This window comes from Fulvivirga lutea (genome assembly GCF_017068455.1).
Taxonomy (GTDB): Bacteria; Bacteroidota; Bacteroidia; order Cytophagales; family Cyclobacteriaceae; genus Fulvivirga; species Fulvivirga lutea.
The window spans coordinates 1,300,071-1,324,775 of record NZ_CP070608.1 but is presented as its reverse complement, the minus strand read 5'-3'; the positions used below and the strand labels follow the sequence as shown (position 1 = coordinate 1,324,775).

The following is a 24,705-nucleotide window of genomic DNA, read 5'->3' as shown; positions in this document are numbered from 1 at the left end:
TCAACTTAATAAGTTAAAGATTTGTCTTATAGTCCAATATTCAGGTATTTGTCAGATAGATTCTGCATAACTTTTTAAGCCTATATTGTACTTTAATTCTAAAATATCTCACCAGCTATGTATTTTCTAATTGTTGGGCATTAGGCTTTTTCTTCTTTTACCAATTCTACCTTATCGATTTCTTCTCCAAATGAAAAACGGCTTACAAAATCAATATGCTCACAAAGTACTTCACAAATCATATCAAGCAAAGGTTTTATGGTGGATAGGCCATTAAGGTCTTCTATTTGATTTTTGAAATTTCGCAAATCCTCAGAAGTGTCCTCCATTCGAAATGAGAAATTAATAACTGCACCCAATGTATTATTCGAATTTAGTTTGAGGCTTTTAAATAGCTCATTAGAGTATTTTTTGAACATACCGATTTTCATTGCAAGCAAAAACATGATTGCCAGATGATCATTATCATCAAAAGCTTTGTTTGTTTCTGGTCGTTTATGAGCCCTAATAATTCGGTAAATATTTATGTATTGCTTGATTGTACGTGGAGTACTACCAACCAGATAAAGTATCTCCTTTATTGCTTTAAACTCGTGTTCACTTAACATTAAGCTTTCAGGCGCTGAAGAGACCAATGCTTCAGGCTCTTTTGTTGTGATTGGCTCGATATATTCAGGTACCTCCATTTTTTCTTCAACCTGCTTAATTCTTTTGAACATAGGTTGATCATAAGCTTCCACCTCTTCACTCTCCGATTTCTCTTCGACTTCTTCTTTAGTTTCGATCTCGGGAGCTGTATCAATTTCGGTTTCAGCCTCTTCATGAATTTCTGTTTCAATTTGATCTTGTAACAGATGATCAATAAACCTTTCAACATCGGAGTTTCCAGGGTCTTTTAATTCAAAGGGAATCTGAAATATCTTTTCTAGATAATCGCCCGGTTCAACCATGTTAATTCCCAACTTCTTAACATCGGCAATTGGAGCGATTTTCAGGTACTCTAACTTAGTCTTTAACAAAAGGGCATTTCTAACACATCGCTTATCTACACCAACTACTACATTAAATAGGGGAAATGCCATTAACAAATGTACTGCCTGAATCACTTCCAACACCTTTTCATCGGAGCACCGATCCAAATCATCGATATACAAAATAATCCTGTCAAGGTTTTTACCTGTTTTGAACTGGTTATTTATAAACTCCCTGTCTTTTCTTAACTCTTCATCTTCAATTTCTCCATTTGCTTTATCGGCTTGGTAAAACAATTGACTTAACGTTTCAAAGTCTTTTCTAATGATGGAGACAATACCAAGTTTAGATTTATAATCAGCATGATCGGCACGTGATTGGATAAAATCTTTAATAGTCTCTTGATGAATCTCATTAACCATATATTGCTCAAAATCTTCGATTCGGGAGCTTATTTGATCAATTTGTTGCTTAGCATCTTCAATTTGTTGCTCAGATTCGGTAACTAACGCTTCATGTTTTTGAACTTCCTCCTGAAGCTCTACACTTTCTCCGACCACTTCATTAAACTTAGTAATGAAGGATTTCACTTGAGAATAGCGTTTTTTTAGTGCTTTGATATCGATTCCAAATCCTGTAAGAATAGGAAGAAAGGATGCCCAAGAATATTCAAAACCCATAAATTGATAAAGGACTATTCCTAAAAGCACCGAAACGGTAGCATATATTACATACTTTTTTATGCCAGGTGTTGCTTTGACATTTCTAATAAAACTATTGAATACCTGAGCTTCTTTTTTTAACTCATCCAGTTTTAGCTTTTTTTCTAAACTGGATAGTAATTCATCTTTTTCTATAGCTTCATGAGCTGCTCGAAGCTCATCATTGGCATCAATATGATTTAAAATATGTTTAGTAAAGTTGGTTTTTATTGACTCTTTAAGATTTTTGCTTTCAATCTGATAGCTATGTTTTAGATCAATCAGATTTTTCAGCCTTTCTTCTTTTGTAAGCTTTTCTCGTTGTAATGATACTAGCCTCTCCTTTAGTTTTTCTTGCACTCTCAGCTGTGCAACTCCACTTTTCGTGGTATCTGTTATGTATTCATTTAATTTTTCAAAAATACTGGTCACCAAACCAGCCCACAGATTAGCATCCAGGTAAGACCAAGCATTAAATTCTATTTGAGCTATACCAGTGCAGAAATTGTCCTTTTCTTTTCGCTTAGGATTAACTGGTTCATCACTTGGATCCACCAAAAAACCCTGATGTTTCGATAATTCATTTATTCTTTTTTGCAGGTGCTTCATAAAGAAGCTCTTTCCAGAGCCCCATCTACCAAAAAGAGCAATAGCAATAGGTGGTTTTACCTCTCTAGCTGCTAAAAGCAACGCAAACGACCTTACATCATTTTCAATGTCCAGTAAGTCTTTGGTATCAGTAATACCATCGTGATTAATTGGTGCCTGGTAGTCCTGTCTCTCAATTATTTCCTCATTTGAATTAGACTCAGTTTGTTTTACTATTTGATCAAATATAGTTCTTGATATCGATTGAAATCGAACATTTAATTCGCCCCCAATTTGCAGTGATTCGAAAATACCCTCCAGACTCTTACTATTAATTGATAAGTAGGGTATCAAATCAAATTTAAGTATAACTAGGTCAGTGGTATAATCTATGATTTCTGCTATAGCTAAAATATTCTGATCCTGAATATCAAAGCAAATAACCATATCTCCACTTGAAAATTCATAAATTTCAGTTGGATACAATGGAACATTTATTTCTTCTGAATTGTGAATTACTTTCAAATAATCATTTGAGAAGTTATCACTGTACCACCAATACTTTTTTTCTGTTTGATTAGTCTCTGTACTTTTTCCATCTTCAGCATAAGTGTGGTCATTTACAGATTCAAAATATAGGTGTCCATTATTTTCTTGTTTCTCTAATTCATTTAATTTCTCGAAGAGATCAGGATATGTCTTTAATATTTCATATAATATTTGCCTTAAATATGCTAGTTCTATTGTTTGAAATGTTCTTCTATACTGAGAGCCTGTGGGTATATCAATTGGCTCATTAAAAGTAAACCAATTCACACAAAGCCTATGGCCGTCCAAATAATTACGGACTACTAAACCTATAGCTTTTGCTCTAAACCAACCTTTTCCAGATTTTTGAAATGTAGATTTTAAGATAATAATATCTTTAAATTTAGCTCTGTTTACTGCCTTAGTATCATTTTTGACATGGCCATTTTCCCAAATTGAATTTGAAATAAAGTTCTTAAATTGGTCATTACCATCCCAAATATGACCTGCTGCAAAAAATTTTATTTCCGGATCCTGTATTAACTTTTCCAAAGCCAATTCTACACTACTGTTATCTCCAGATTTATCCGTACTTTGGCTATATTCTTCACCAAATTCCTTAGATAATTCATTATATAAGGATTGACTAATTTTTGTATTAGGTGAACTTTCTAGTGCAATGCCGCGATCACCAAAAAAATCAATAATTGTTTTAATTCCTACGTTTAGTTTCCTAGCTACTTGAGATAGTCTATAAACTTTTTCATTCTTTTTATTCTGATCAATATAGAGTTCTAAAAAATCCTTCATGATGCTTTTACGGTCACTAAAAACCTTCTCTATGTTGTTCTGTAGAATAGCCTTTTCTATATCAAGTAACTTCTCAATATCTTTATTTTTAAAAGGAACAGAAGCCAACCTATTATTATATTCTTTTAAGAAATTAAATGCATCTAGAACTTTTAGTGACGAAATATCTTTTCCATTTGACAATTGTACAGATAAAGAACTCCTGTTAAAATGCATATCAATAAAATCAATTATATCCGATCGCTCCACTGTAGTTAGATACATGTAGTTCTCCTCACTCGTATCAGGAATAACTAATATATCTTCATATTGCTCTGGAATACATGTAATAGCAAACTCAATTAAGGCCTTTTTGAATTCCTTTAGAGTCATTTGATCGCTATTTGAGGATTTAGTGCTCTTAGTTGAGGTCGTCATGTCGGATACTGCTATATTTTATTCAAGTTAAATTGGATAGCTTTTTTCAATCTATCCCCCTCCTCAAACTGCTCCATCAATTGTGTTTTCAAACGCTCCATTTTTCCTTCAAAGGGTTCATCATCGGCATCAGCTTCTTCTGTGCCCACATAGATTCCCGGAGTCAGTTTGTAGTCTTGCTTTTGTACTTCTTCAAGCGTAGCTGATTTGCAGAAGCCCGGGGTGTCTTCGTATCCCACCCCTTTGTCCTCTCCTTGGAGGGGGTTTGTACGCCATGTATGATAAGTATCTCCTATTTTCTTAACGTCATCATCAGAAAATACCCGAAGCTTACGGCTGGCCATGGTGCCCATTTTAGAGGCATCAATAAACAGTATTTCATTGGTGCGCTCACGGTGTATGCCGTCTCTGCCATCGCGGTTTTTGCTCAGTATAAATAAGCAAGCCGGTATGCCGGTGGTTAAAAACAGCTTATCGGGTAAACGCACTATGGCATCTACCATGCTATTGTTTACCATATGCTGTCGGGCACTTTTTTCGCCCTTAGTGTTAGAGGTCATGGCACCGTTGGCCATTACAATTCCGGCTGTACCGGTATCACTCAAATGATGCCAGAAGGTTTGCATCCACATATAGTTGGCATTACCATCCGTTGTAAATTCTTCCTTAGGCCCAAACAAACGAGGATCACCATCGGGTAAATCTTCGGGATGCCAGTTACTCACATTAAAAGGTGGATTGGCTATGATAAAGTCCGCTTTAAGGTCGGGGAATTTGTCATCCAGTAAAGAGTTACCTAGTTTGATGTCAAACGACAGCTCTCTGAGCATGAGGTTCATCAAACAAAGACGCAGGGTCTGAGCGGTCATCTCTTGGCCATAGATTGAGATGTCGCTTTTGTTTCCTCCATGCTCTTTCACAAACTTCAAGCTCTGCACAAACATACCACCGCTACCACATGCAGGGTCAAAGATTCTGCCTTTATAGGGTTCCAGAAGTTCCACCAAGAGTCTTACAATGCTACCCGGTGTAAAGAATTGTCCTGCACCGGAACCTTCGGCCATTGCAAAGCGGCCAATGTAGTATTCATAAATCCTGCCCAATATGTCGCTCTCCGGGTTTTCTTTCTCAGAAAACTTAGGGTGAGATAATAAGTTAATAATACCTCCTGTTTGTTTGGGAGATAATTCACTCCTTACAAAAATTCTCGGCAGAATATTATTAAGTTGTGGATTGTAAGCAGTCAGTAATTCTTGTATCACATCAAAAGCATCGTCAATGATCACTTTGATGTTATCCTGTTCGGCATTGTCCTTCAAATATTGCCAAGAGGCAGTTTTAGGAATCTTAAATGTGTTTCGAGAACGATACTCATCCTGATCTTCCAATACATAACTGATCTCTTCTTTGTCTGTCGTATAGTAATCTGATTTAGGATCATGAAGCAAAGCATCCAACTCTTCATGAACTAACTCATAGCGCTCACTCAAATGCTTTACAAAAACCAGAGGGAGGATATAGTTCTTATAGTTATTTTCAGAAACCGCGCCTCGCAACTCATTAGCTGCGTCCCATAGTTCCTTTTCAAAATCGATGTCTGCTTTGGCCATAGTATAGAAAACTTTCCTTTATCAGCTAAAGATAAAGGATTGTTAAATATACGGCTTGGTAGGCATAGGTAAAATCACCTAAAGAGGTGAGATATCGAACACTAGTTAAAATAAAAAGACCGGAAAATCCGGTCTTTTTTACTACTAATATGAATAACAAAATCACCAAAGCTTATTCCACCTGAGAGCAAGTTCAACAGAATCCCACCAATCATTAGAATTTTCATTAAAATCGAGATGGTGCTCATCCAGATCATCGACTATTTCTACAAGGTTGTACTTTTGACAAACCGTCAGGTCAAAATCAAATGGATAGTCTTCCTCTGATACTATATACTTCATAGGAATAGCTGCTTCTTTGATGGAAACATAATGTTTCATCAATAGGTCATACCGCTTTTCATCATAGTACGACCTAATCGTGAGTGTTCCTAAGTGAGAACTTATATTCTCTGAATAATCAATGTTAGACTCATACCTATAATATTTATCATTTATTGAAATGCACTCCTTGATATATGTGATTGGCAAATAGCCGTAGGACTTAAAATGATTCCTCAAAATATTTCCCACCTGATGAGATCTTTCAGAATTCATTTGATAGACCTTGTTTCTTATGTAGTCGAATGTCATCCAACCCGGATTTAAATCATAATTCTCATAGGTCAAATTATTAGACATGATTATCATTTGGAATAAAAATTATAGTCGGTATCAATTTGTTTTTGCTTTTCATCAACGAACGTTTTTATTCTGTTTTTAGAACTATCGTACAACATATATTGCTCTCGTGTCTTTTTTAGCTTGCTATTTTCAGGGGCTTGCAATAATTCGAACTTATATAAGTATTCATTGTCCTTTAGATAACCATACTTTTTTTTGTAGTAGATACTTGTTATCAAAAAAGTCGTAATAATTGAAACTCCTGATGAAATCATTATGACTGTCCAAAATCTCCTTTTGAATAAGCTGTATTTTTCACTTATGTCAATTCTGTCTTTCAATTGAGTAATTGTTTCTGTGCATAATTGTCTCAGTGCATCAATACTCTCCCTAAAATTATCAGGACCTAGTGATTGCGTCCATTGATCTATGATTTTCATTACCCTATCCTGAAAGCCTGATAATAGTTTATGATTTAATTTGAAGGAATCATTTGTGTCATTGGCGATTTCTTTAAGTGCTAGTATTTGCTCATCATTTAAAGCTTGTACCACTCTTATTTCTATTTCTCTTGGTTCTGCATTATCCTCAGAGGCCTTTTTCAGCGCCCCTTGCAAGTTTATTTTCTTCTTTTGATTTGTCATTTTTTATTTTGTTTTGTCGTGATACCGAGTTGAATATATCTCTATCATAAAAGGCTTTCCATTTGCATAAACTGCCCATTTCACAAACTGTCAATCGGTAATCACTTTTGTATTTATTTATATATAATTTGTATCGAGCCGATCGGAGTACTTCTTCCAGGTACATCCGATTTCTCGCTTCATCTAATTCAAGGTAACCTACCTTTCTTACTAAGTTCAAGGCATCTTCTTTTCTTTGATTTATTCTATCTTGATGCTTAGGTAAATCATGCAAATCCTCTAATTGTGTAATTATTTCCAATGTTTGTATCTTACTAAATGAATCACTAACAATTTTTCCATTTACATCAACGCGGTTCGCGGTGACATGACAATGATAGTGGGTTTCATCCCTGTCATGATGAAGGAAAATTGCTACTTGATTTTCATCCGTAAATCCCATTTGCTGCAAATAGTATAGTGAGTATTCAACCATTTTATCATTGGTAATTCCATTTGGAAAGTCGTTGACATCAAACGCCAAAGTTGAATGAAGATATTTATGCTGAAGTCTTTCCCCAGCTAATGACGCCACAAGCTCAAACTCCTGAACCATTTCACCGATGGTACAGTCTGGCTGCACGCCATTTACATAAATAACTTCAGTTCCCTTTGCTTTTTGGACCAGATAATCAACACTTTTATAGAGGTTTTGCGGTGATGGCAAAACCTTTATAATCATAGTAGTATTTGCTTGATCGTTTTTAGCCTCTCATTAATCTCATCACTTTGTAGTTCATATAAATCCCTCAAAAGGTTGTTAATAAGTATCAAACACTTTGCACGTTCAATTGAAAAGGACGGTATATGAAATCCTAATGCTCTGTAGCGCACATAACCCGCCATAGTCTTAAAAGTGTCAAGTTGGTTTACTTTATCTTTAACGCTGTCATACTCGTCTTCAGAACAGCGGAACATAATTCTTTTAGTTCTTTTGCTCATGGTAATTAATGTCCTAGTTGATTATCTGTATTTCGCTCTTTATCAGAATTAAGGCCTTTAACCCTATCCGCTTTGGGGAACTCCTTCGAAAGAATTTCCCTATTAACAGTTTCAAAGTTTATTACAGATAAATCTGTTTGACCTTCACGACTGTTTTCCAGAAATTCAACCAAGTCCATTTTTGCTTGAACATTAAGATTGTACGATTTCAATCTTATCTTTTGGTTTTGCTCATGAGTAATACCACCCTCCTGTTGTAGTATGTCAAGTCCCGCTTGCAAGAATCCATACTGATAATCTGATATAGCATTGTTTTCAAGTTTATTAAGAGACTCATTCATCAGTGTAGAGAAAATTTCTGAATCACTGTTATAGATTATATGTGCATCATTATATGATTTTATGATTTTTTTCATTTTTGTAAAGATTTAGTTTAAACTGATTTTGATTCTAGATAATCGAGAATTGATTGGCGATTATAAAGAACCTTTCGTGGTGTGATGTAGGTAAACTTAAGTCTACCATCATCTCTAATGTTTTGCATAGTCACCGGACTGGTGACATTTAGCATTTCCATGGTTTCTTGAGGAGTCAACCATTCAGGTTGAGGAGCTGTTTGTCCCAGCTGCTGGGCTAACAGGAGTGCGATTCTTTGAGCTATTTGATCAAAGAACTCGTCACTGAGTTGTAAATAATTGCTCATAATAAATTGATTTTGAGCAAACAAGGGGAATAAAGTATTATTATGATGTCATCATGTCATTTGGACATGAAGTTTTTGGGAATGCAAGTGAATTTAGTTCCTCTTTATATTTTTCTTCAAAATTATCAGTTAGTAAACGGTTTTTTGCTTTCGAGAAGGTGTTGACTTTTGTAATTTGAGTACTTCTCCTTTTACTCCATATTGTTGTATGACAAAGTAATACTTCAGCATAGTGATCTATTATCAGCTTCTCCTTCAACAATTCAATTAAAAGTAATGTAAATCTTGATTGGTCTTTAACGAGAAGATAATAATCTTTCTTTATTAAGTCTTCAGTAAATAAATTACTTGGAGTAACTAAATTTTTATCATTAAGAAGTTCAAAGCATTCATATTTATTTACGTAATTGTTTACAACAGAAGTTACCTCATTATTAAAGCCAATTTTTGATAATGACTTAATCTTACTTTTTTCATACAATCGTAAATCATTGATAAACAATTTTCGTTCTTCGTTTCTAGATTTTACATATTCACCTACAATTTTGATAGTTGAAAGGCAGTCTGATTCTATTTTTGAAAGTACTCCCTGGTCGCGACTATAACTATCGATATAATTAGATATATCTTTGGAAGAAAAATCATTAGAAATCATTTCCCTGACAGTTCTAAAGGCAATCTGTTTTTCTCTCCAGGTAATAAAAGGTTTATTAATATTAGGCCTAATTTCAAGCCTTATAACGTAGATTAATCTAATAAGAATAGGGAATGACAGCTTAACAAGAATATTTTTCAACTTATTAGTGTTTACCCGCATATTTCTACTACGAATGAAAAAGGCCCTAAAAAGGGCCTCTGATGGTAGCGGGGACAGGACTCGAACCTGTGACCTTTGGGTTATGAGCCCAACGAGCTACCAACTGCTCCACCCCGCGGTATATTTTGGTATTTTTAATCTTTGTTAATTACTACACTTTCGTAGTTTTTTCCTCTGTTTTTCAAAAGGATTACAAAAGTAGAAGTTATAAATTTTAAAATCAAGTACCTTTGCATAAATATATTTCAGATTGACTAAAACTTCTCCACATAAAGCCGGCTTTGTAAGTATCATTGGTAAGCCCAATGTTGGCAAATCTACCCTTATGAATCAGGTGGTAGGCGAAAAGCTCTCCATCATCACATCTAAGGCACAAACTACTCGTCATCGAATCATGGGAATTCTTAGTGGTGATAATTTTCAGATTGTCTATTCTGACACTCCCGGAATATTAAAACCCGAGTACCAGCTTCATCAATCGATGATGAAATTTGTTAGTTCTTCATTGTCTGATGCTGATGTAGTGCTTTTTGTAACAGATATCTATGAAACGTTTGATGAAATATTAGGCGAAACATTAAAAAAGATAAATGTACCTCTGATTTTCATTCTTAATAAAATAGATCAGGCTAAAGGCACGCAAGCCGAGGATAAGCTTAATTACTGGAAGGAACATGTAAAAGCAGATGCCTTTATCATGATTTCTGCACTTGACGGTGTAAACATTGACAAAGTTTTTAGTCAAATTGTAGAATCTCTACCTGAACATCCTGCCTATTTCCCTAAAGATCAACTGACAGATAAGCCAGAAAGATTTTTTGCTGCCGAAATTGTGCGTGAAAAAATATTCCTAAACTATAAGAAGGAAGTTCCATACAGCACAGAGGTAGAAATAATGGAATTCAAAGAAGATGAGAAAATCATAAGAATGCGTGCTGAAATATATGTGGAGAGAAAAAGTCAAAAGGGAATTATCATTGGACACAAAGGCGAAGCCCTAAAGAAGGTGGGTATTGCTGCCAGAAAAGATTTAGAGGAATTTTTCGGTAAGCAAGTTCATTTAGAGACCTTTGTGAAGGTGGCAGAAGACTGGCGCAAAAAAGAAATTAATTTAAAAAGATTCGGATATAAAAATTAGCAATAAGCTACAGGCTACAAGAATTAAATAATTACCTTGTGGCTCATGGCTTAAAGCTTAAAGCTAATAAAATGGCAAATGTAGTAGCAATTGTTGGTAGGCCTAATGTGGGTAAGTCAACACTATTTAATAGACTGGTAGAAAAGCGGAAAGCGATCATGGATGATGAAAGCGGGGTTACTCGTGATCGTCACTATGGGTATGCTGAGTGGATAGGTAAGTTTTTCACGGTCATAGATACTGGCGGGTACGTCACCGGATCAGAAGATAAATTTGAAGCACAAATAAGAACTCAGGTAGAGTTGGCTCTTGATGAAGCCACTGTAATTTTGTTTATGGTAGATTCTCATGCAGGACTTACAGATTTGGATAAAGATTTTGCTAAGGTGATCAGAACGTCTAAAAAACCAGTATTTCTAGTAGCCAATAAAGCCGATACGACTGAGCGTATCCACATGGCCATGGAATTTTATGAGTTGGGAATGGGCGAAGTTTTCCCTATTTCATCAGCCACGGGAACGGGCACTGGTGAATTATTGGACCAGGTGGTTAAACACTTAGAAGATGGTGATAAAATTACTGATGAAGGCATCCCTAAAATCGCTATCTTAGGCAGGCCAAATGTTGGTAAGTCTTCATTCCTGAATGCCTTATTAGGTAAAGAAAGAACCATAGTAACCGATGAGGCAGGCACCACCAGAGATTCTATCAATACCCATTACAAGTTATACGGTAAAGATTTTATACTGACAGATACTGCAGGTATAAGAAAAAAATCCAGGGTAAAAGAAGATATCGAATTCTACAGTGTACTTCGTTCCATTCAAGCATTGCAGGATAGTGATGTTTGTATCTTTTTAATTGATGCAGAAAGAGGTTTAGAAGCACAAGATATGAGCATCATTGGGTTGGCACATAAATATAATAAGGGCATGATGATTATGATTAACAAATGGGACCTTATTGAAAAAGAAACCAACACCGCTGAAAAAATTAAGAAAGAACTGGTGGCCAAGCTGGGAACTTTAAATTACCTGCCAATCATATTTACATCTGTATTAAAAAAGCAGCGAATTTTTCAGGCGATTGAGAAGGCTAATGAGATTTATGAGAACAGAATTCGTAAAATTCCAACCTCAAAATTGAATGAAGTTCTCCTTCCGGAGATAGAAAATTACCCTCCTCCGGCAATAAAAGGAAAATATATCAAAATAAAGTACATCACTCAATTGCCTATTCATACACCTACTTTTGCATTCTTTTGTAACCTCCCACAGTACATAAAAGCACCATACGAGCGGTTTTTGGAGAATAAAATTCGTAAACACTTTGACTTTGAGGGAGTTCCAATTCGGTTGTTTTTTAGAAAAAAATAACATGGACTTGACCTGAATCTCTAAATGTAGCTATATTTGGCCTTTACAAAACCAAAACCTGTGAAATATGAAAAAGTTATTAACATTATTATTAGCAGTTAGTTTTTCTCTTGCATTCGTTGCATGTGGTGGATCTGGCGCTAAAGAAGAAGCAGCTGAAACTACTGAAGCAGTAGAAGAAACAGCTGAAGAAGCAGTAGAAGAAATGGAAGAAGCAACTGAAGAAGTTATGGAAGAAGCTGATTCTGTAGCTGCTGAGGCTGAAGAAGCTGTTGAAGAAATGGAAGAAGGTTCTGAAGAATAATCTTTAAACTTCTTTAAATTTAAAGGCCTTAGATAACTAAGGCCTTTTTTTATGATGAATAAGTATCAGATAGCTCTTAGTAAATTCATTCCTGAACCTGCCGTTAATTATTGTTATGAATTGTGGGTGAATTATGATTTTAAGCTTTCAATCAAAAAAAAGAGGCAATCTAAACTGGGGGATTATAAATACGACCCCAGAACCAAAAAGCACTACATCACCGTAAATAACGACCTAAACCCTTACTCTTTTTTAATAACTTATATTCATGAAGTAGCGCATTTAGTTACTTTCAAAACTCATGGAAGAAAAGTGAGCCCGCATGGAGCTGAGTGGAAAAATGAGTTTAAAAGACTAATGCTGCCCTTGCTCAACACAAGTATATTTCCTGATGACGTTTTAAGGTCTCTGGCCAACTATCTCAAAAACCCAAAAGCTTCTAGTTGTAATGATCATGCATTAACAAAAATGCTTTCTAAGTATGATCAAACAAATGGTGTGTTTCTTGACGAAATTCCTCAAGGGGAGGTCTTTAAACTCGGTAAAAGAAAATTCAAGAAAGAATCATTGAGAAGAACACGCTTTGTTTGCGTTGAAATACCATCGGGTAGAAAATACTTGATTTCTAAATCCGCATTGGTAGAAGCCGCCTAGCCAACACTTACTTCAACTCATTAAACACGCTAAGCATAGCCAGTGCATAAGGTGCTACACCGGAATTGTGATCTTCTCCAACTAAATCAATTAATTGAATACTTTCAGGATTGGCCCCATTGGCAATTAACTTATCATAGGTATCTACAGAGTTTTGATAAGGAACAGTAACATCTGCTGTGCCGTGATACATAAACATGGGTGCTTGCGGCTGCCAGTTCACCAGTGAATTATCATTCAAGGCATTTACAAAATCGCTATACCGGGGATCTTCTATATTGGCTAAAATATCCGGTTGAATAAGGTCTGCAATTACAGTAGTAAGTTGGCCATTGATTCTAGAGCCTGAGTTAGAGCCATCAAATAAATCTGGAATAATAGTGGCATACGGCTCCTGAAAAAGATCTGAAAGTGGGTCATCATAACCGTAAGTAGTTTTGTAGGATAGCGCAACAAAAGCTAAAAAGTATGGATTATCATATGTTTCAAGACCAAACAGGTATTCCTGAAACCCTTTTACATCATAACCGCCAGAAGCAGGCGCTGAAGCTATCAACTCAAAACCTTCGGGTTGTTCCTCTTCCATTAATTTGTGCGATGCCATTGCCGCATAACCGCCTTCTGAATACCCTGCTAAGAAGGCCTTGCCATTAAAATTATAGCCTTCCTGCACTGCTAACTCTTTAGCCGCTTTCATCAAATCAATTACTGCCCTCCCGGTATATTCCGCATGATGATAAGGTGAAATGTATTCGCTTGATGCTCCAAAACCGATGTAATCAGGAATCACAAAAATATAGCCTGTGCTTGCAATGGCACTGAAGGTAAAAAACTCAGATTGATTGTTTGTAGGTGCTTCATCATTACTCGCTATTGTACCGTTTTGAAAGCTAAGCATCGGAACCGGATCTGTCGTTTCAGGGAAGGTTACCAAACCGGAAGCTGTTATCTCTTCACCTAAATAGGTTGTAGTGTAGGTGACTTCATACCCTACAATATCGTAGTTCAGCTGATCAGCTAAATCTGACAATTCAGGTATACCAAATAGTCCGATTAAACCACTGAGGTTGGCAATGCTTATTTCGGTTAATCGCGTTCCATCCTCCAGGTTTTCTATCTGCGGCTCCGGCTGAGTTTCATCATCTGAATTGTCGCAAGAGCTCAAAACTAGTGTGAATAATAACAGCAATACTGCTGACAAATACCTGGCTATTTTTTCGTATTTCATTGCGATTCTTTTCAGTTCAATCTTCTTTGGATAAGCCCATCTACAAACTCACAAAACCTCTTTGGAGCCATCGTTCTCCAGTTGACAACATCTAACTCTCCGCCAAGGTTTATATATAAGTCAATATTATAGTTACTTAGTTCATCCTTAATAAAATCGGGAAAGTTGACCCCTGCTATCCAACCCGGCTCAGAAAAATTATCGCTGTCTTCAACTTCTTCAAACCATTCAGAATAATATTCATCATCCGATCCGTGAAAATTAAATACACTTTCCCCGATAAGAATAAACTTACTTATGCCCTCGCGCATCATGTGCTCAATAATATTTCTTTTGAAATGCATGATATCGTTATTGATTGCATCATTCCATTCTCCCATGAGCTCTATTACAGCTGTTCCCTTTTCATAATCAACGAATAACAATTTGTTGTATAAAGTCTCCGAACCCAGATAGTCCCATGCAGGGTCAATGTAGTAGCCATAAATGGTATCGCTATACATGTCATAATTGTACTCTTTACCATGATAAGGCGAACGAGCGTCCTCTGCAGAATTATAAAAGTTTAACCATCGGTAGTATGGCTCAATCTCGTGCATCTTTACGTATAAATTCTATTACCTTCCTCACTGAACCGTGTAAATCTAAAAGCTCTTCGGCCTCTTCTCTGCCTATGCACAACTCCTCCATTAGCATCCTAACACCACGATCTACTAATTTGTTGTTGCTCAACTGCATATCCACCATTTTATTGCCCTTCACTCTGCCAAGCTGAATCATGCATGATGTTGAAATCATATTCAAGGCTAACTTCTGAGCCGTTCCTGCTTTCATTCGTGTACTTCCGGTAACAAACTCGGGCCCTACCACTATTTCTATTGGAAAAGTTACTGATTTAGCCAATTCCGAATCCCTGTTGCAAGTAATACAACCTGTAATTAAACCTTCCTCTTTAGCTTTCCGAACTCCACCAATTACATATGGTGTTCTGCCTGAAGCTGCAATCCCTATCACCACATCTTTATGATTAATCTGATGCTCTTGAAGGTCCTTCCAGGCTTGCTCCTCGTCATCCTCAGCAAATTCAACAGCTTTTCTTATGGCTCCATCGCCACCAGCAATTAACCCTACCACAACTCCATGAGCCATGCCAAAGGTTGGCGGTATCTCTGAAGCATCTAATATTCCTAATCTTCCACTCGTACCAGCTCCTATGTAAAACAGACGTCCGCCTTTTTGTAGTTGCTTAACAATTTCAGGAATTAAAGCTTCCATTTGTGGCATGGCACGCATCACAGCCTTGGGAACGGAAGTATCTTCTTTGTTTATATTCACTAGAATGTCTCTTACAGACATCTCCTCCAGATGATCATAGTTTGATGATGATTCAGTAGTACTCATAAAATGGTTTAACTGTTTTGATGATATAAGGTTAAGCCTGCAATTGGAGATTGAATAATATTCTTCACCACGATCCCAGAATCCGCTCCTGCTTTTCTTAGAATGTTTCCATAGTAAAAGGCTATGGATCCCGTAAAATGAACGGGCCATTCTAAATTAAAATATTGAATGCTTTCATCCATAAATTTTTTAAAACCCTCATATACCAAACTATAAAAATAAGGCTCGTTTATGCGCGTTGAAATAAAATCGGAAAACGAGGCCAAATAAGCCGATGGCTGATTGTTGTGATACACGCGTTCCAATACTTCCAACAGCGAAATATTCGTGTGATTTTCAAAAGCTCTTTTTATTTCAACACTCATTTTCTTACCAAAATAATCATGGATGAGTCTTTTACCGAGCCAGCTTCCACTGCCTACATCGTTTAAGATGTATCCCAATGATGGTGTATTGGCTATAATTTGAGTGCCATCATAAGCACAAGCATTTGATCCTGTTCCAAGAATGCAAACAATCCCCTTTTCCTTACCACATAATGCCCTTGCAGCAGCTAGCACATCGGAATGAATATTAATTAAACTTAGCTCTTCAAATCTTTTCTTAACTGCAGATTTGATTCTTTCAATCGCCTTTTCAGATGAACAACCAGCTCCATAAAAATGCAACTCCGAAGGTTTCAATTCTATTGGTAACTGTTCTGCCAAAACTCGATAAATCTGATCTTCACCCTGCTGAAAGGGATTCAACCCATCCGTTTTAAATTGACTGATTTTACCTTCACTGTCAATTAACCGCCAGTCTGTTTTAGTAGATCCACTATCAGCTATCAGCTTCATTCTTAACTCTTTAATCTCCCTATTGCTTTAAACTTATCAAAAACATTCGCATTGTGGGGGGCGTCAGATAATTCATCGGTCAAATCCTGGCCGGCCCAATGTTCATAATGCTTGCCATCCCTCCATAATTTAGATCGACTCACGTCATAAATCACATTACGGTATGCTATCCAAACTTCTTCCCTATCTTGTCCATTTCTCATAGCCAATTGCTGTGGAGTATAAATTGGTAATTCCTGATCTTCCATGCGGTTTTTAATGACTTCAAATTTATATATCTTTCCGACATAATTGGAAAACACACACTATGAGATATTTATCACTATTAATTGCAGTTGTTTTATTGTCATGCCAACCGAAAGAGCAAAAAGAAGATAAGGTTGAGGAGTTAAGTGTTGAAGAAAAAGCACAGCAACTTGCAAAGAAATTTATCATTCTTGATGGTCATGTTGACCTACCCTACAGGTTGAAAGACAGCGGTTTTAACATTGAAGAAGATAAGGAAGAAATTTTGGCCACTGACAAAGGCAATTTTGATTATGAAAGAGCCGTGGCTGGTGGCCTTAATGCTCCGTTTATGTCAATCTATATTCCTGCCAGCTACCAGGAAACGGGTGGTGCTAAAGCGCTGGCCGATACGTTAATTAACATGGTGGAGAGCATTGCAAATACGTATCCGGATAAGTTCGCTGTTGCTCATACTGCTGCAGATGTCGAGAAAAATTTTGAAGCTGGTATTATTTCCTTCCCTATGGGTATCGAAAATGGAGCTCCTATTGAAAATGACTTAGGAAATGTTCAATATTTCAATGACCGAGGAGTAAGCTATATCACTCTTACACATTCTAAGAACAACCAGATATGTGATTCTTCTTACGACCCCGAAAGAAAATGGAATGGCCTGAGCCCTTTCGGTAAACAAGTGGTGGCAGAAATGAACAAGGTGGGTATTATGATCGATGTATCTCACATTTCTGACAGCACATTTTATCAGGTAATGGAGTTATCGAAAGCTCCGGTAATTGCTTCTCACTCTTCATGCAGGCACTTTACACCTGGTTTTGAGCGAAATATGTCAGATGATATGATTAAACTTTTAGGCGAAAAGAATGGCGTAATACAAATCAACTTTGGCTCTACATTTTTAGACGAAAAGTCACGAGAAATATGGAATCATGTGAAGCCTTATAACGATAAAGCCCAGCAAAACCCAAGTGACACAGCTTCTGCCAATTATGTGAAACGGTATTTAGCTCAAAACCCACTTTATACTAACACACAAAAGGCGGCTGATCATATTGATCACGTAGTAAAAATAGCCGGTATCGATCATGTTGGAATTGGTTCTGATTATGATGGTGTGGGAGATTCGTTACCTATTGGTTTGAAAGATGTTTCTACCTATCCAAATTTGATAGCAGAACTACTGAAACGAGGTTATACAGAGGAAGATATAGAAAAAATATGCTACAAAAATGTTTTCCGTGTTTGGAAAGAAGTAGACAGACTAGCAGCATCAATGTAATTTCAGGTTGGCAATGAATAAAATATCCGCTTTACTATTATTAATTTCAATCAACGCTTTTGGTCAGGAGATAATTAAGCAAAATCTCGGCCCGAATATTAATACAACATACAACGAGTCTAAGCCTATCATTTCTCCCGATGGCAAAATTTTATTCTTTGCTCGCCAGAACTATCCTGACAATTTCAAAGGCGATAAAGACCCACAGGATATATATTATTCTTTATACACTGATGGGTCTTGGTCGAGAGGTGTAAATATTGGATTTCCCTTAAATGATAAATACCCCAATGGTGTTAATTCAGTTTCCACCGATGGGAATCACCTATTAGTAATTAATGCTTATAATCAGGATGGAAGCGTAACTGCCGGAGCCTCCATCAGTAATAAATCAGGATCCAGTTGGGGTTATCCTACAAAGCTTGTCATCGAGAATTTCTACAACAACAGTGATTTTGTGGACTACTACCAATCTAACAACGGTCACCATTTGCTAATGGCGATTGAAAGGGAAGACGGCATGGGCGACCAGGACTTATACGTTAGTATGCAGATTGACGAAACGCACTGGTCTGAGCCCATCAACCTGGGTCCAGATATAAACACCCCAGAAGCTGAATTTTCACCTTTTCTAGCGGCTGACAATAAAACCTTATTCTTCGCCTCTATGGGCTTTAAAGGATATGGAAGTAGTGATATCTATTATTCTAAAAGACTGGATGACACCTGGAAAAAATGGTCGAGACCAATAAACTTGGGTTCTGAGGTTAATTCAGATGAATTTGAAGGCTATTACAGCATTCCCGCATCGGGTAATTTCGCTTATTTCGTAAGCACTAAAGGGTCAGTGAATGGATCGAAGGATATTTACAAGGTAACACTTCCATACCAGTTTAGGCCAGATCCTGTATTGCTCATCTCCGGTACTGTTTACGATGCTAAAACAAAGGGACCAATAAAGGCAGAGATTTCATTTCTAGACCTGCCGGAACGAAAAGAAATTGAACGTGCCGTTTCTTCACCAGAAAGAGGCGATTATAAAATGGTTTTGCCACGCGGTCATATATATGAGTATCTAGCCAAAAAAGAGGGTTTTATTGGAGTTGTTCAATATAAAGATATGAGTGAGGTAAAAGAATATGTAGAAATTGAAAGTGACCTTGCCCTTGTTCCTATTGAGGAGGGCCAAAAAGTAAATATTCATAACATTTTCTTTGAGGAAGATACTGATAAGTTCGCTCAGGATGCCTATTTGGAGCTCGACCGTTTTGTAGGAATCCTAAAAAAACACCCTCAACTATATGTAGAGATTGGAGGACATACTTCTCAAAAAAGAATAGCTACTGATAATCTGATACTGTCAGAAGAACGTGCACAAGCAGTTGTTACCTATTTTATCACCCAAGGGTTACATCCGGCCAGATTTGTAGTGAAAGGCTATGGAAATACAATACCTTATGTGGCGAGAGAAAAAATCCACTTCAAGCCTAATACGAACATTAATGACAGAATTGAATTAAAAATCCTGGGTACTAATTGGACTGTTCCAGTTGATAAAGACTCCGATGATGATGGCATCATTGATGAAGAGGACGAATGTCCAAACTTTGCCGGACCCAAAGAAACGAATGGTTGCCCCGATGCTGATGGCGATTTAATCATTGACAAGTTTGATGATTGCCCAAGATTAGCAGGTGTGAAAGAAAATAACGGCTGCCCGGAAATTACCGCTGAAACTAAAGAAGTACTACAGGCTGCCCTTAGAGGCATTGAGTTTGAATTAGCAAGTGACGTAATCAGGCCTAAGTCTTATTTAATTCTTGATAAAGTAGTGGACGTGATGCAACAAAACCCTGACTACAAATTAAGAATATCCGGCCATACTGATGATCAAGGGAATGATGAAACAAACCTGATATTATCACATAAAAGAGCACAATCTACAAAAACATACCTGATGGAACATGGTGTGGAAGAGGATCGACTCGATGCGATTGGCTATGGCGAAACTAAACCTGTAGCAGATAATGCCACAGAAGAAGGCCGTGCCCAAAACCGAAGAGTGGAATTTGAGATCGTATTTGCAGACCAAAACAAGTAGGCATTTACCGATAATTATCTGCCATTGATCTATAAAAAGCTGCTATTAACCATTTTTAACTAACATTCAGGCAAGGCTGGCGTACATGTAGTTGTAATGAACATGTACAAAAAGCACTATAAAATTACCAGCCTGATCATCCTAGCATTGATGTTAGCATGCTTTGCCTATTTAGAAGACCAGATTCTCAATCACGTTTCCTATGTTGAGCAGGAAGTAAGGTGCTATTTAAATCATGTATCCGTCAAAGAAAAGAATATCATTACCGACCTGGCTCATCACCTTACTGCCAAGATTAAAAATTAAAGTTAACTGGTAATAAATTAGAGAATTCCCTAGTTTCAAACCCATGTTTGGACTTTTCAAGAAGAAAGAAAAAGATACTTTACCTGCCCTATTTGACTTGGATAACAATCCATTAATGGAAGGAGATCTTGTGGAAGTGCTTAGATATGAGCTTGGGAAAAGTAAATTAATTCTGATTGATAAGGTCTATTACTACGAGTCAGTAAAAAGTGGCAAGCAAATCAGCTGGCTGAAAATGATAGATGCTTCCAGCGATCGTCAGAAAGTAAAGAAGATTCTTGATTCTTGATTCTTGATTCTTGATTCATCATTCATCATTCATCATTCATCATTCATCATTTAATTGAACTCAGTAAATAATCCTTATACCCCCAGTTCTTTTACAATATTACTTTTGATTCTCTTGCTGTATGATATACCTTTGTGCCAATTTGAGCACGAGTCATTTATCATACAAATTTCTAACCACTAATCCATGCCAAGAGATCGTAGTATACGCTCCGTATTAATCATCGGAAGCGGTCCTATTATTATCGGACAAGCCTGTGAATTTGACTATTCCGGTTCCCAAGCAGCCAGATCATTAAGAGAAGAAGGAATTGAAATAATCCTTATCAACTCTAACCCAGCGACCATCATGACGGATCCTGTTACGGCAGATCATGTTTATCTGAAGCCGCTGACAAAAGCATCTATCAGAGAAATTCTCGAAAAGCATAACATCGATGCGGTGTTACCTACTATGGGTGGCCAAACCGCACTCAATTTGGCTATTGATTGTGATAAGGCAGGGATTTGGGAAAAATATGGTGTAAGAATAGTGGGTGTTGATATTGAAGCAATTAACATAACGGAAGACAGAGAGCAGTTTAAAAACCTGATGCATAAGATTGGTATTCCAATGGCACCACAAACAACTGCAAAATCTTACTTGGAAGGGAAAGAAGTTGCTCAGGAATATGGCTTCCCGCTTTGTATCCGTTCATCTTTCACATTAGGAGGAGCAGGAGCCGCAGTGGTTTGGAAAGAAGAAGAATTTGATAATCTGTTAAAGCAAGGATTGGAAATGTCACCCATCCACGAGGTGATGATCGATAAGGCCTTAATGGGTTGGAAAGAATACGAATTAGAATTACTCAGGGATAATAATGATAATATCACCATCATTTGCTCTATCGAGAATTTCGATCCGATGGGTATACATACAGGTGACTCGATCACTGTAGCTCCTGCCATGACATTATCTGATACCACGTTCCAAAAAATGAGGGACATGGCCATTCATATGATGAGATCTATTGGAAAGTTTGCCGGTGGGTGCAATGTGCAATTCGCGGTTAGCCCAGATGAAAAAGAAGATATTATCGCTATTGAAATTAACCCTAGAGTTTCTCGTTCATCTGCATTAGCTTCTAAAGCAACGGGGTATCCTATCGCTAAAATTGCTGCCAAACTTGCCATTGGCTACAATTTGCACGAACTAAGCAATGCCATTACAGGTACTACTTCAGCATTCTTTGAGCCAGCCATTGACTATGTAATCGTTAAAATACCTCGTTGGAATTTCGATAAATTCGAAGGTTCTGATAGAAAGCTAGGTCTTTCAATGAAGTCGGTAGGTGAGGTAATGGGAATAGGACGAAACTTCCAGGAGGCATTACAAAAAGCTTGTCAGTCTCTTGAAATTAAAAGAAACGGATTGGGTGCAGACGGCAAAGAGCTGACCAAACAGCAAGATATCCTTTACAGTCTGGAGAACCCGAGCTGGAACAGGTTATTCCATATTTACGATGCCTTTAAGTTAGGTATACCATTTAAAACCATTCAAAATCTAACCAAGATTGATAAGTGGTTCCTTTATCAAATTGATGAGCTAATAATGCTCGAAAATGAGATTGAGAAACACAAAATTGATACGGTACCTGAACATCTCCTGCGAACAGCCAAAGAAAAAGGCTATGCCGATCGTCAACTTGGCCATTTAATGCGGTGCTGGGAAAGCGAAGTATTTGATAAAAGAAAAGAACTGGGCATTAATAGGGTTTACAAGTTGGTAGACACATGTGCCGCTGAATTTGAAGCTCAGACACCTTATTACTACTCTTCTTTCGATCAGGAGAATGAGTCAATAGTATCAGATAAAAAGAAAATTATTGTCTTGGGTTCTGGCCCAAACAGAATTGGTCAGGGTATTGAATTCGATTATTCTTGTGTGCATGGAATTTTGGCTGCCAAAGAATGCGGCTACGAAACCATTATGATTAACTGTAACCCTGAAACAGTATCAACTGATTTCGATATTGCGGATAAATTATATTTTGAACCGGTATTCTGGGAACACATTTATGAAATTATCCAGCATGAAAAGCCGGAAGGGGTTATCGTTCAACTAGGTGGACAAACCGCTCTTAAACTTGCAGAAAAACTTGAGAAATACGGTATCAAAATACTAGGCACTTCGTTCGATGCCCTGGATCTTGCCGAGGATAGAGGAAGTTTCTCTCAGCTCCTTAAGGATAACGACATACCATATCCAAAATTTGGTGTAGCTGAAGATGCAGAAACTGCCATCGAACTTTCAAAAGATTTAGGCTTCCCGCTTCTTGTAAGACCTTCTTATGTATTAGGTGGGCAGAGTATGAAGATTGTTATCAACGAGAAAGAGCTTGAGTCTCATATTGTTGATATTCTCAAGAAAATACCAGGAAACAAAGTACTATTAGATCATTTCTTAGATGGTGCTATCGAGGCAGAAGCCGATGCTATTTGCGATGGTGAGGATGTTTACATCATTGGTATCATGCAGCACATAGAGCCTGCAGGAATTCATTCGGGCGACTCGTATGCAGTTCTTCCTCCTTACAACTTGGGAGATTTGGTAATCAAACAAATTGAAGAATACACCAAGAAAATCGCTAAGGCACTTAGAACCGTAGGGTTAATAAACATACAGTTTGCCATTAAGGATGATAAAGTTTACATTATAGAAGCGAACCCAAGGGCTTCGAGAACGGTACCATTTATTTGCAAGGCATATCAGGAGCCTTATGTAAATTATGCCGTAAAAGTGATGTTGGGTGAGAAAAAAGTGAAAGATTTTACATTCAATCCTGTTAAAAAAGGATATGCCATCAAAGAGCCTGTATTTTCATTCCATAAGTTCTCTGATGTAAATAAAGAATTAGGACCTGAAATGAAATCTACAGGCGAATCGATCTACTTTATTGACGATTTGATGGATGATTATTTCATGAAAATTTACTCAGAACGAAACCTATACTTGAGTAGATAAGTTAATAAAGCAAAAAGAATAAAATGATAAAGTTTCTTTTAATCATATTTATACTTGGTTACATCTTTTTTAAAGGATTGGGCTTTTTTATAAGAATGATTCTTGGAGGTTCATCAATGAATCAATTTGGTAACCAACAACAGAGTAGCTCTCAAAAGCCAAAAAATGGAAATGTTAACGTTGATTACATCCCTAAAGATCAAAAACCTAAGAAGGAAAATTTCAAAGGTGGCGAGTATGTGGACTTTGAAGAAGTGAAATAAAGAGATTAATTTAGAAAAATATAAAAGTCCCGCTTGTAGTGGGACTTTATTTGTTTACAGAGCATGACACAATTACCATTTTTTAAATATCAGGCCACCGGCAATGATTTCATTCTACTCGATAATACATCGAATGATATCAATCACTCAGTCGATCTGGCGAAAAAATTATGCGATCGTAAATTCGGCATTGGTTCTGACGGACTCATTGTCATTCAAAATCATCCTGATTACGATTTTGAGATGGTATTTTACAATCCGGACGGTAGCCAGAGCTTGTGCGGCAATGGCAGCCGATGTGCCGTTAACTTTGCAAAAAAGCTTGGTCTTATTTCCTCATCTACTACTTTTCTTGCCCATGATGGCCCACATGAGGCCAGTATTTTAGAAGATGGAATCGTAAAACTCAAAATGTCAGACGTACATTCTGTCAGAGAAATGGATGATGGTATATTTATTGACACCGGTTCACCGCATCTGGTTGATTTCGTCTTTAATCATAAAACAATAAATGTTTTTAAAGAAGGCAAGTCCATTAGGAATAATAACACCTTTAAAGAAAAAGGGGTGAATGTAAATTTTGTTGAAGTGGAAGGTAATACAATACACGTGCGCACATATGAGCGTGGCGTTGAGGATGAAACCCTTTCATGTGGTACGGGAGTAACAGCAGCCGCTTTAGCTTCATCAGGCAAGGGCTTAAAAAGTCCGATTGCCATTAAAACAAAAGGTGGTGAACTTGAAGTTGCTTTTCAGAAAGTATCAGAAACGGAGTTTAAAAACATTTATTTGATTGGCCCGGCATTGGAGGTTTTTACGGGTGTTATTGAATTAAATTGAGCGG

25 protein-coding genes and 1 tRNA gene are annotated in these 24,705 nt (G+C 37.0%); 11 read left to right on the top strand and 15 right to left on the bottom strand.

The features are described from left to right. Window positions 1–140 precede the first annotated feature (140 nt). The 10 genes from JR347_RS06090 to JR347_RS06045 form a co-directional block, all read right to left on the bottom strand. On the bottom strand, window positions 141–3,971 hold the full coding sequence (locus tag JR347_RS06090) for a P-loop NTPase fold protein (RefSeq protein ID WP_205723160.1): 3,831 nt from the start codon (window positions 3,969–3,971) through the stop codon (window positions 141–143). A gap of 56 nt (window positions 3,972–4,027) precedes the next feature. Further along, complete coding sequence (locus JR347_RS06085; RefSeq protein WP_205723159.1) at window positions 4,028–5,626, bottom strand: type I restriction-modification system subunit M; 1,599 nt, start codon at window positions 5,624–5,626, stop codon at window positions 4,028–4,030. Between the two features lie 162 nt (window positions 5,627–5,788). Then, a complete protein-coding gene (locus tag JR347_RS06080) occupies window positions 5,789–6,307 on the bottom strand; it encodes a hypothetical protein (protein ID WP_205723158.1) in 519 nt (172 codons plus the stop codon). A gap of 5 nt (window positions 6,308–6,312) precedes the next feature. Then, window positions 6,313–6,933, bottom strand: coding sequence for a hypothetical protein (locus JR347_RS06075; RefSeq protein ID WP_205723157.1), 621 nt, complete (start codon window positions 6,931–6,933; stop codon window positions 6,313–6,315). Then, the gene (locus JR347_RS06070) at window positions 6,878–7,654 is read right to left on the bottom strand and encodes a relaxase/mobilization nuclease domain-containing protein (RefSeq protein ID WP_205723156.1); all 777 of its coding nucleotides are present in this window, start codon (window positions 7,652–7,654) and stop codon (window positions 6,878–6,880) included. The genes JR347_RS06075 and JR347_RS06070 overlap by 56 nt, the downstream gene beginning before the upstream one ends. After that, on the bottom strand, window positions 7,651–7,914 hold the full coding sequence (locus JR347_RS06065) for a plasmid mobilization protein (RefSeq protein ID WP_205723155.1): 264 nt from the start codon (window positions 7,912–7,914) through the stop codon (window positions 7,651–7,653). The genes JR347_RS06070 and JR347_RS06065 overlap by 4 nt, the downstream gene beginning before the upstream one ends. Window positions 7,915–7,919: 5 nt before the next feature. Continuing rightward, window positions 7,920–8,330, bottom strand: coding sequence for a hypothetical protein (locus tag JR347_RS06060; RefSeq protein WP_205723154.1), 411 nt, complete (start codon window positions 8,328–8,330; stop codon window positions 7,920–7,922). A 17-nt stretch (window positions 8,331–8,347) separates the two neighbouring features. Continuing rightward, window positions 8,348–8,617 (bottom strand): helix-turn-helix domain-containing protein, encoded by a 270-nt coding sequence (locus tag JR347_RS06055; protein WP_205723153.1) that lies wholly within the window; start codon window positions 8,615–8,617, stop codon window positions 8,348–8,350. A gap of 40 nt (window positions 8,618–8,657) precedes the next feature. Beyond that, a complete protein-coding gene (locus JR347_RS06050) occupies window positions 8,658–9,413 on the bottom strand; it encodes a hypothetical protein (protein ID WP_205723152.1) in 756 nt (251 codons plus the stop codon). 63 nt (window positions 9,414–9,476) lie between these two features. After that, window positions 9,477–9,552 (bottom strand) — tRNA-Met (locus JR347_RS06045). A 132-nt stretch (window positions 9,553–9,684) separates the two neighbouring features. On the opposite strand from JR347_RS06045, the gene era reads away from it, so the two are divergent. The 4 genes from era (at window position 9,685) to JR347_RS06025 (ending at window position 12,906) form a co-directional block, all read left to right on the top strand. Further along, entirely contained in the window at window positions 9,685–10,572 is an 888-nt protein-coding gene (gene era / locus JR347_RS06040) for a GTPase Era (protein WP_205723151.1), read from the top strand. A gap of 71 nt (window positions 10,573–10,643) precedes the next feature. Next, a complete protein-coding gene (gene der, locus JR347_RS06035) occupies window positions 10,644–11,948 on the top strand; it encodes a ribosome biogenesis GTPase Der (protein WP_205723150.1) in 1,305 nt (434 codons plus the stop codon). A 67-nt stretch (window positions 11,949–12,015) separates the two neighbouring features. Further along, entirely contained in the window at window positions 12,016–12,252 is a 237-nt protein-coding gene (locus JR347_RS06030) for a hypothetical protein (RefSeq protein ID WP_205723149.1), read from the top strand. 51 nt (window positions 12,253–12,303) lie between these two features. After that, complete coding sequence (locus JR347_RS06025; protein ID WP_205723148.1) at window positions 12,304–12,906, top strand: SprT-like domain-containing protein; 603 nt, start codon at window positions 12,304–12,306, stop codon at window positions 12,904–12,906. Window positions 12,907–12,913: 7 nt separating this feature from the next. On the opposite strand, the gene JR347_RS06020 is transcribed toward JR347_RS06025, so the two are convergent. From JR347_RS06020 to JR347_RS06000, 5 genes are read right to left on the bottom strand one after another with little or no spacing between them, the layout of a single operon-like run. Next, complete coding sequence (locus JR347_RS06020; RefSeq protein WP_205723147.1) at window positions 12,914–14,134, bottom strand: alpha/beta hydrolase family protein; 1,221 nt, start codon at window positions 14,132–14,134, stop codon at window positions 12,914–12,916. Window positions 14,135–14,145: 11 nt separating this feature from the next. Next, on the bottom strand, window positions 14,146–14,733 hold the full coding sequence (locus tag JR347_RS06015; RefSeq protein ID WP_205723146.1) for a hypothetical protein: 588 nt from the start codon (window positions 14,731–14,733) through the stop codon (window positions 14,146–14,148). After that, window positions 14,720–15,535 (bottom strand): N-acetylmuramic acid 6-phosphate etherase, encoded by an 816-nt coding sequence (gene murQ / locus JR347_RS06010; protein WP_205723145.1) that lies wholly within the window; start codon window positions 15,533–15,535, stop codon window positions 14,720–14,722. The genes JR347_RS06015 and murQ overlap by 14 nt, the downstream gene beginning before the upstream one ends. 8 nt (window positions 15,536–15,543) lie before the next feature. After that, on the bottom strand, window positions 15,544–16,374 hold the full coding sequence (locus tag JR347_RS06005) for an N-acetylglucosamine kinase (RefSeq protein ID WP_205723144.1): 831 nt from the start codon (window positions 16,372–16,374) through the stop codon (window positions 15,544–15,546). Between the two features lie 2 nt (window positions 16,375–16,376). Beyond that, window positions 16,377–16,622 carry a cytochrome b5 domain-containing protein gene (locus JR347_RS06000; protein WP_205723143.1) on the bottom strand — a complete coding sequence of 82 codons (246 nt, stop codon included), beginning with the start codon at window positions 16,620–16,622 and terminating at the stop codon, window positions 16,377–16,379. Window positions 16,623–16,681: 59 nt separating this feature from the next. Between JR347_RS06000 and JR347_RS05995 the strand changes: the two genes are divergently transcribed. The 7 genes from JR347_RS05995 to dapF all read left to right on the top strand — a co-directional run bounded on the left by JR347_RS05995 (window position 16,682) and on the right by dapF (window position 24,701). After that, entirely contained in the window at window positions 16,682–17,899 is a 1,218-nt protein-coding gene (locus JR347_RS05995; protein ID WP_205723142.1) for a dipeptidase, read from the top strand. Between the two features lie 13 nt (window positions 17,900–17,912). Further along, window positions 17,913–20,000 carry an OmpA family protein gene (locus JR347_RS05990; protein ID WP_205723141.1) on the top strand — a complete coding sequence of 696 codons (2,088 nt, stop codon included), beginning with the start codon at window positions 17,913–17,915 and terminating at the stop codon, window positions 19,998–20,000. Between the two features lie 96 nt (window positions 20,001–20,096). Beyond that, entirely contained in the window at window positions 20,097–20,306 is a 210-nt protein-coding gene (locus JR347_RS05985) for a hypothetical protein (RefSeq protein WP_205723140.1), read from the top strand. A gap of 43 nt (window positions 20,307–20,349) precedes the next feature. Then, window positions 20,350–20,595 carry a hypothetical protein gene (locus tag JR347_RS05980; protein ID WP_205723139.1) on the top strand — a complete coding sequence of 82 codons (246 nt, stop codon included), beginning with the start codon at window positions 20,350–20,352 and terminating at the stop codon, window positions 20,593–20,595. A 186-nt stretch (window positions 20,596–20,781) separates the two neighbouring features. Next, entirely contained in the window at window positions 20,782–23,598 is a 2,817-nt protein-coding gene (gene carB, locus JR347_RS05975) for a carbamoyl-phosphate synthase large subunit (RefSeq protein ID WP_205723138.1), read from the top strand. A gap of 23 nt (window positions 23,599–23,621) precedes the next feature. Then, the gene (locus JR347_RS05970) at window positions 23,622–23,861 is read left to right on the top strand and encodes a DUF4834 family protein (protein ID WP_205723137.1); all 240 of its coding nucleotides are present in this window, start codon (window positions 23,622–23,624) and stop codon (window positions 23,859–23,861) included. Between the two features lie 63 nt (window positions 23,862–23,924). Beyond that, a complete protein-coding gene (dapF, locus tag JR347_RS05965) occupies window positions 23,925–24,701 on the top strand; it encodes a diaminopimelate epimerase (protein WP_205723136.1) in 777 nt (258 codons plus the stop codon). Window positions 24,702–24,705: the final 4 nt, after the last annotated feature.

Coding starts and splice junctions, on each gene's coding strand:
- der (WP_205723150.1), top strand. CDS start 10,644: ATGGCAAATGTAGTAGCAATTGTTGGTAGGCCTAATGTGGGTAAGTCA.
- JR347_RS06025 (WP_205723148.1), top strand. CDS start 12,304: ATGATGAATAAGTATCAGATAGCTCTTAGTAAATTCATTCCTGAACCT.
- JR347_RS05980 (WP_205723139.1), top strand. CDS start 20,350: ATGTTTGGACTTTTCAAGAAGAAAGAAAAAGATACTTTACCTGCCCTA.
- JR347_RS06065 (WP_205723155.1), bottom strand. CDS start 7,914: ATGAGCAAAAGAACTAAAAGAATTATGTTCCGCTGTTCTGAAGACGAG.
- JR347_RS05970 (WP_205723137.1), top strand. CDS start 23,622: ATGATAAAGTTTCTTTTAATCATATTTATACTTGGTTACATCTTTTTT.
- JR347_RS06000 (WP_205723143.1), bottom strand. CDS start 16,622: ATGGAAGATCAGGAATTACCAATTTATACTCCACAGCAATTGGCTATG.
- JR347_RS05985 (WP_205723140.1), top strand. CDS start 20,097: ATGAACATGTACAAAAAGCACTATAAAATTACCAGCCTGATCATCCTA.
- JR347_RS06080 (WP_205723158.1), bottom strand. CDS start 6,307: ATGTCTAATAATTTGACCTATGAGAATTATGATTTAAATCCGGGTTGG.
- JR347_RS06015 (WP_205723146.1), bottom strand. CDS start 14,733: ATGCACGAGATTGAGCCATACTACCGATGGTTAAACTTTTATAATTCT.
- JR347_RS06005 (WP_205723144.1), bottom strand. CDS start 16,374: ATGAAGCTGATAGCTGATAGTGGATCTACTAAAACAGACTGGCGGTTA.
- carB (WP_205723138.1), top strand. CDS start 20,782: ATGCCAAGAGATCGTAGTATACGCTCCGTATTAATCATCGGAAGCGGT.
- JR347_RS06090 (WP_205723160.1), bottom strand. CDS start 3,971: ATGACTCTAAAGGAATTCAAAAAGGCCTTAATTGAGTTTGCTATTACA.
- JR347_RS06085 (WP_205723159.1), bottom strand. CDS start 5,626: ATGGCCAAAGCAGACATCGATTTTGAAAAGGAACTATGGGACGCAGCT.
- murQ (WP_205723145.1), bottom strand. CDS start 15,535: ATGAGTACTACTGAATCATCATCAAACTATGATCATCTGGAGGAGATG.
- JR347_RS05995 (WP_205723142.1), top strand. CDS start 16,682: ATGAGATATTTATCACTATTAATTGCAGTTGTTTTATTGTCATGCCAA.
- JR347_RS05990 (WP_205723141.1), top strand. CDS start 17,913: ATGAATAAAATATCCGCTTTACTATTATTAATTTCAATCAACGCTTTT.
- JR347_RS06030 (WP_205723149.1), top strand. CDS start 12,016: ATGAAAAAGTTATTAACATTATTATTAGCAGTTAGTTTTTCTCTTGCA.
- dapF (WP_205723136.1), top strand. CDS start 23,925: ATGACACAATTACCATTTTTTAAATATCAGGCCACCGGCAATGATTTC.
- JR347_RS06075 (WP_205723157.1), bottom strand. CDS start 6,933: ATGACAAATCAAAAGAAGAAAATAAACTTGCAAGGGGCGCTGAAAAAG.
- JR347_RS06060 (WP_205723154.1), bottom strand. CDS start 8,330: ATGAAAAAAATCATAAAATCATATAATGATGCACATATAATCTATAAC.
- JR347_RS06055 (WP_205723153.1), bottom strand. CDS start 8,617: ATGAGCAATTATTTACAACTCAGTGACGAGTTCTTTGATCAAATAGCT.
- JR347_RS06070 (WP_205723156.1), bottom strand. CDS start 7,654: ATGATTATAAAGGTTTTGCCATCACCGCAAAACCTCTATAAAAGTGTT.
- JR347_RS06020 (WP_205723147.1), bottom strand. CDS start 14,134: ATGAAATACGAAAAAATAGCCAGGTATTTGTCAGCAGTATTGCTGTTA.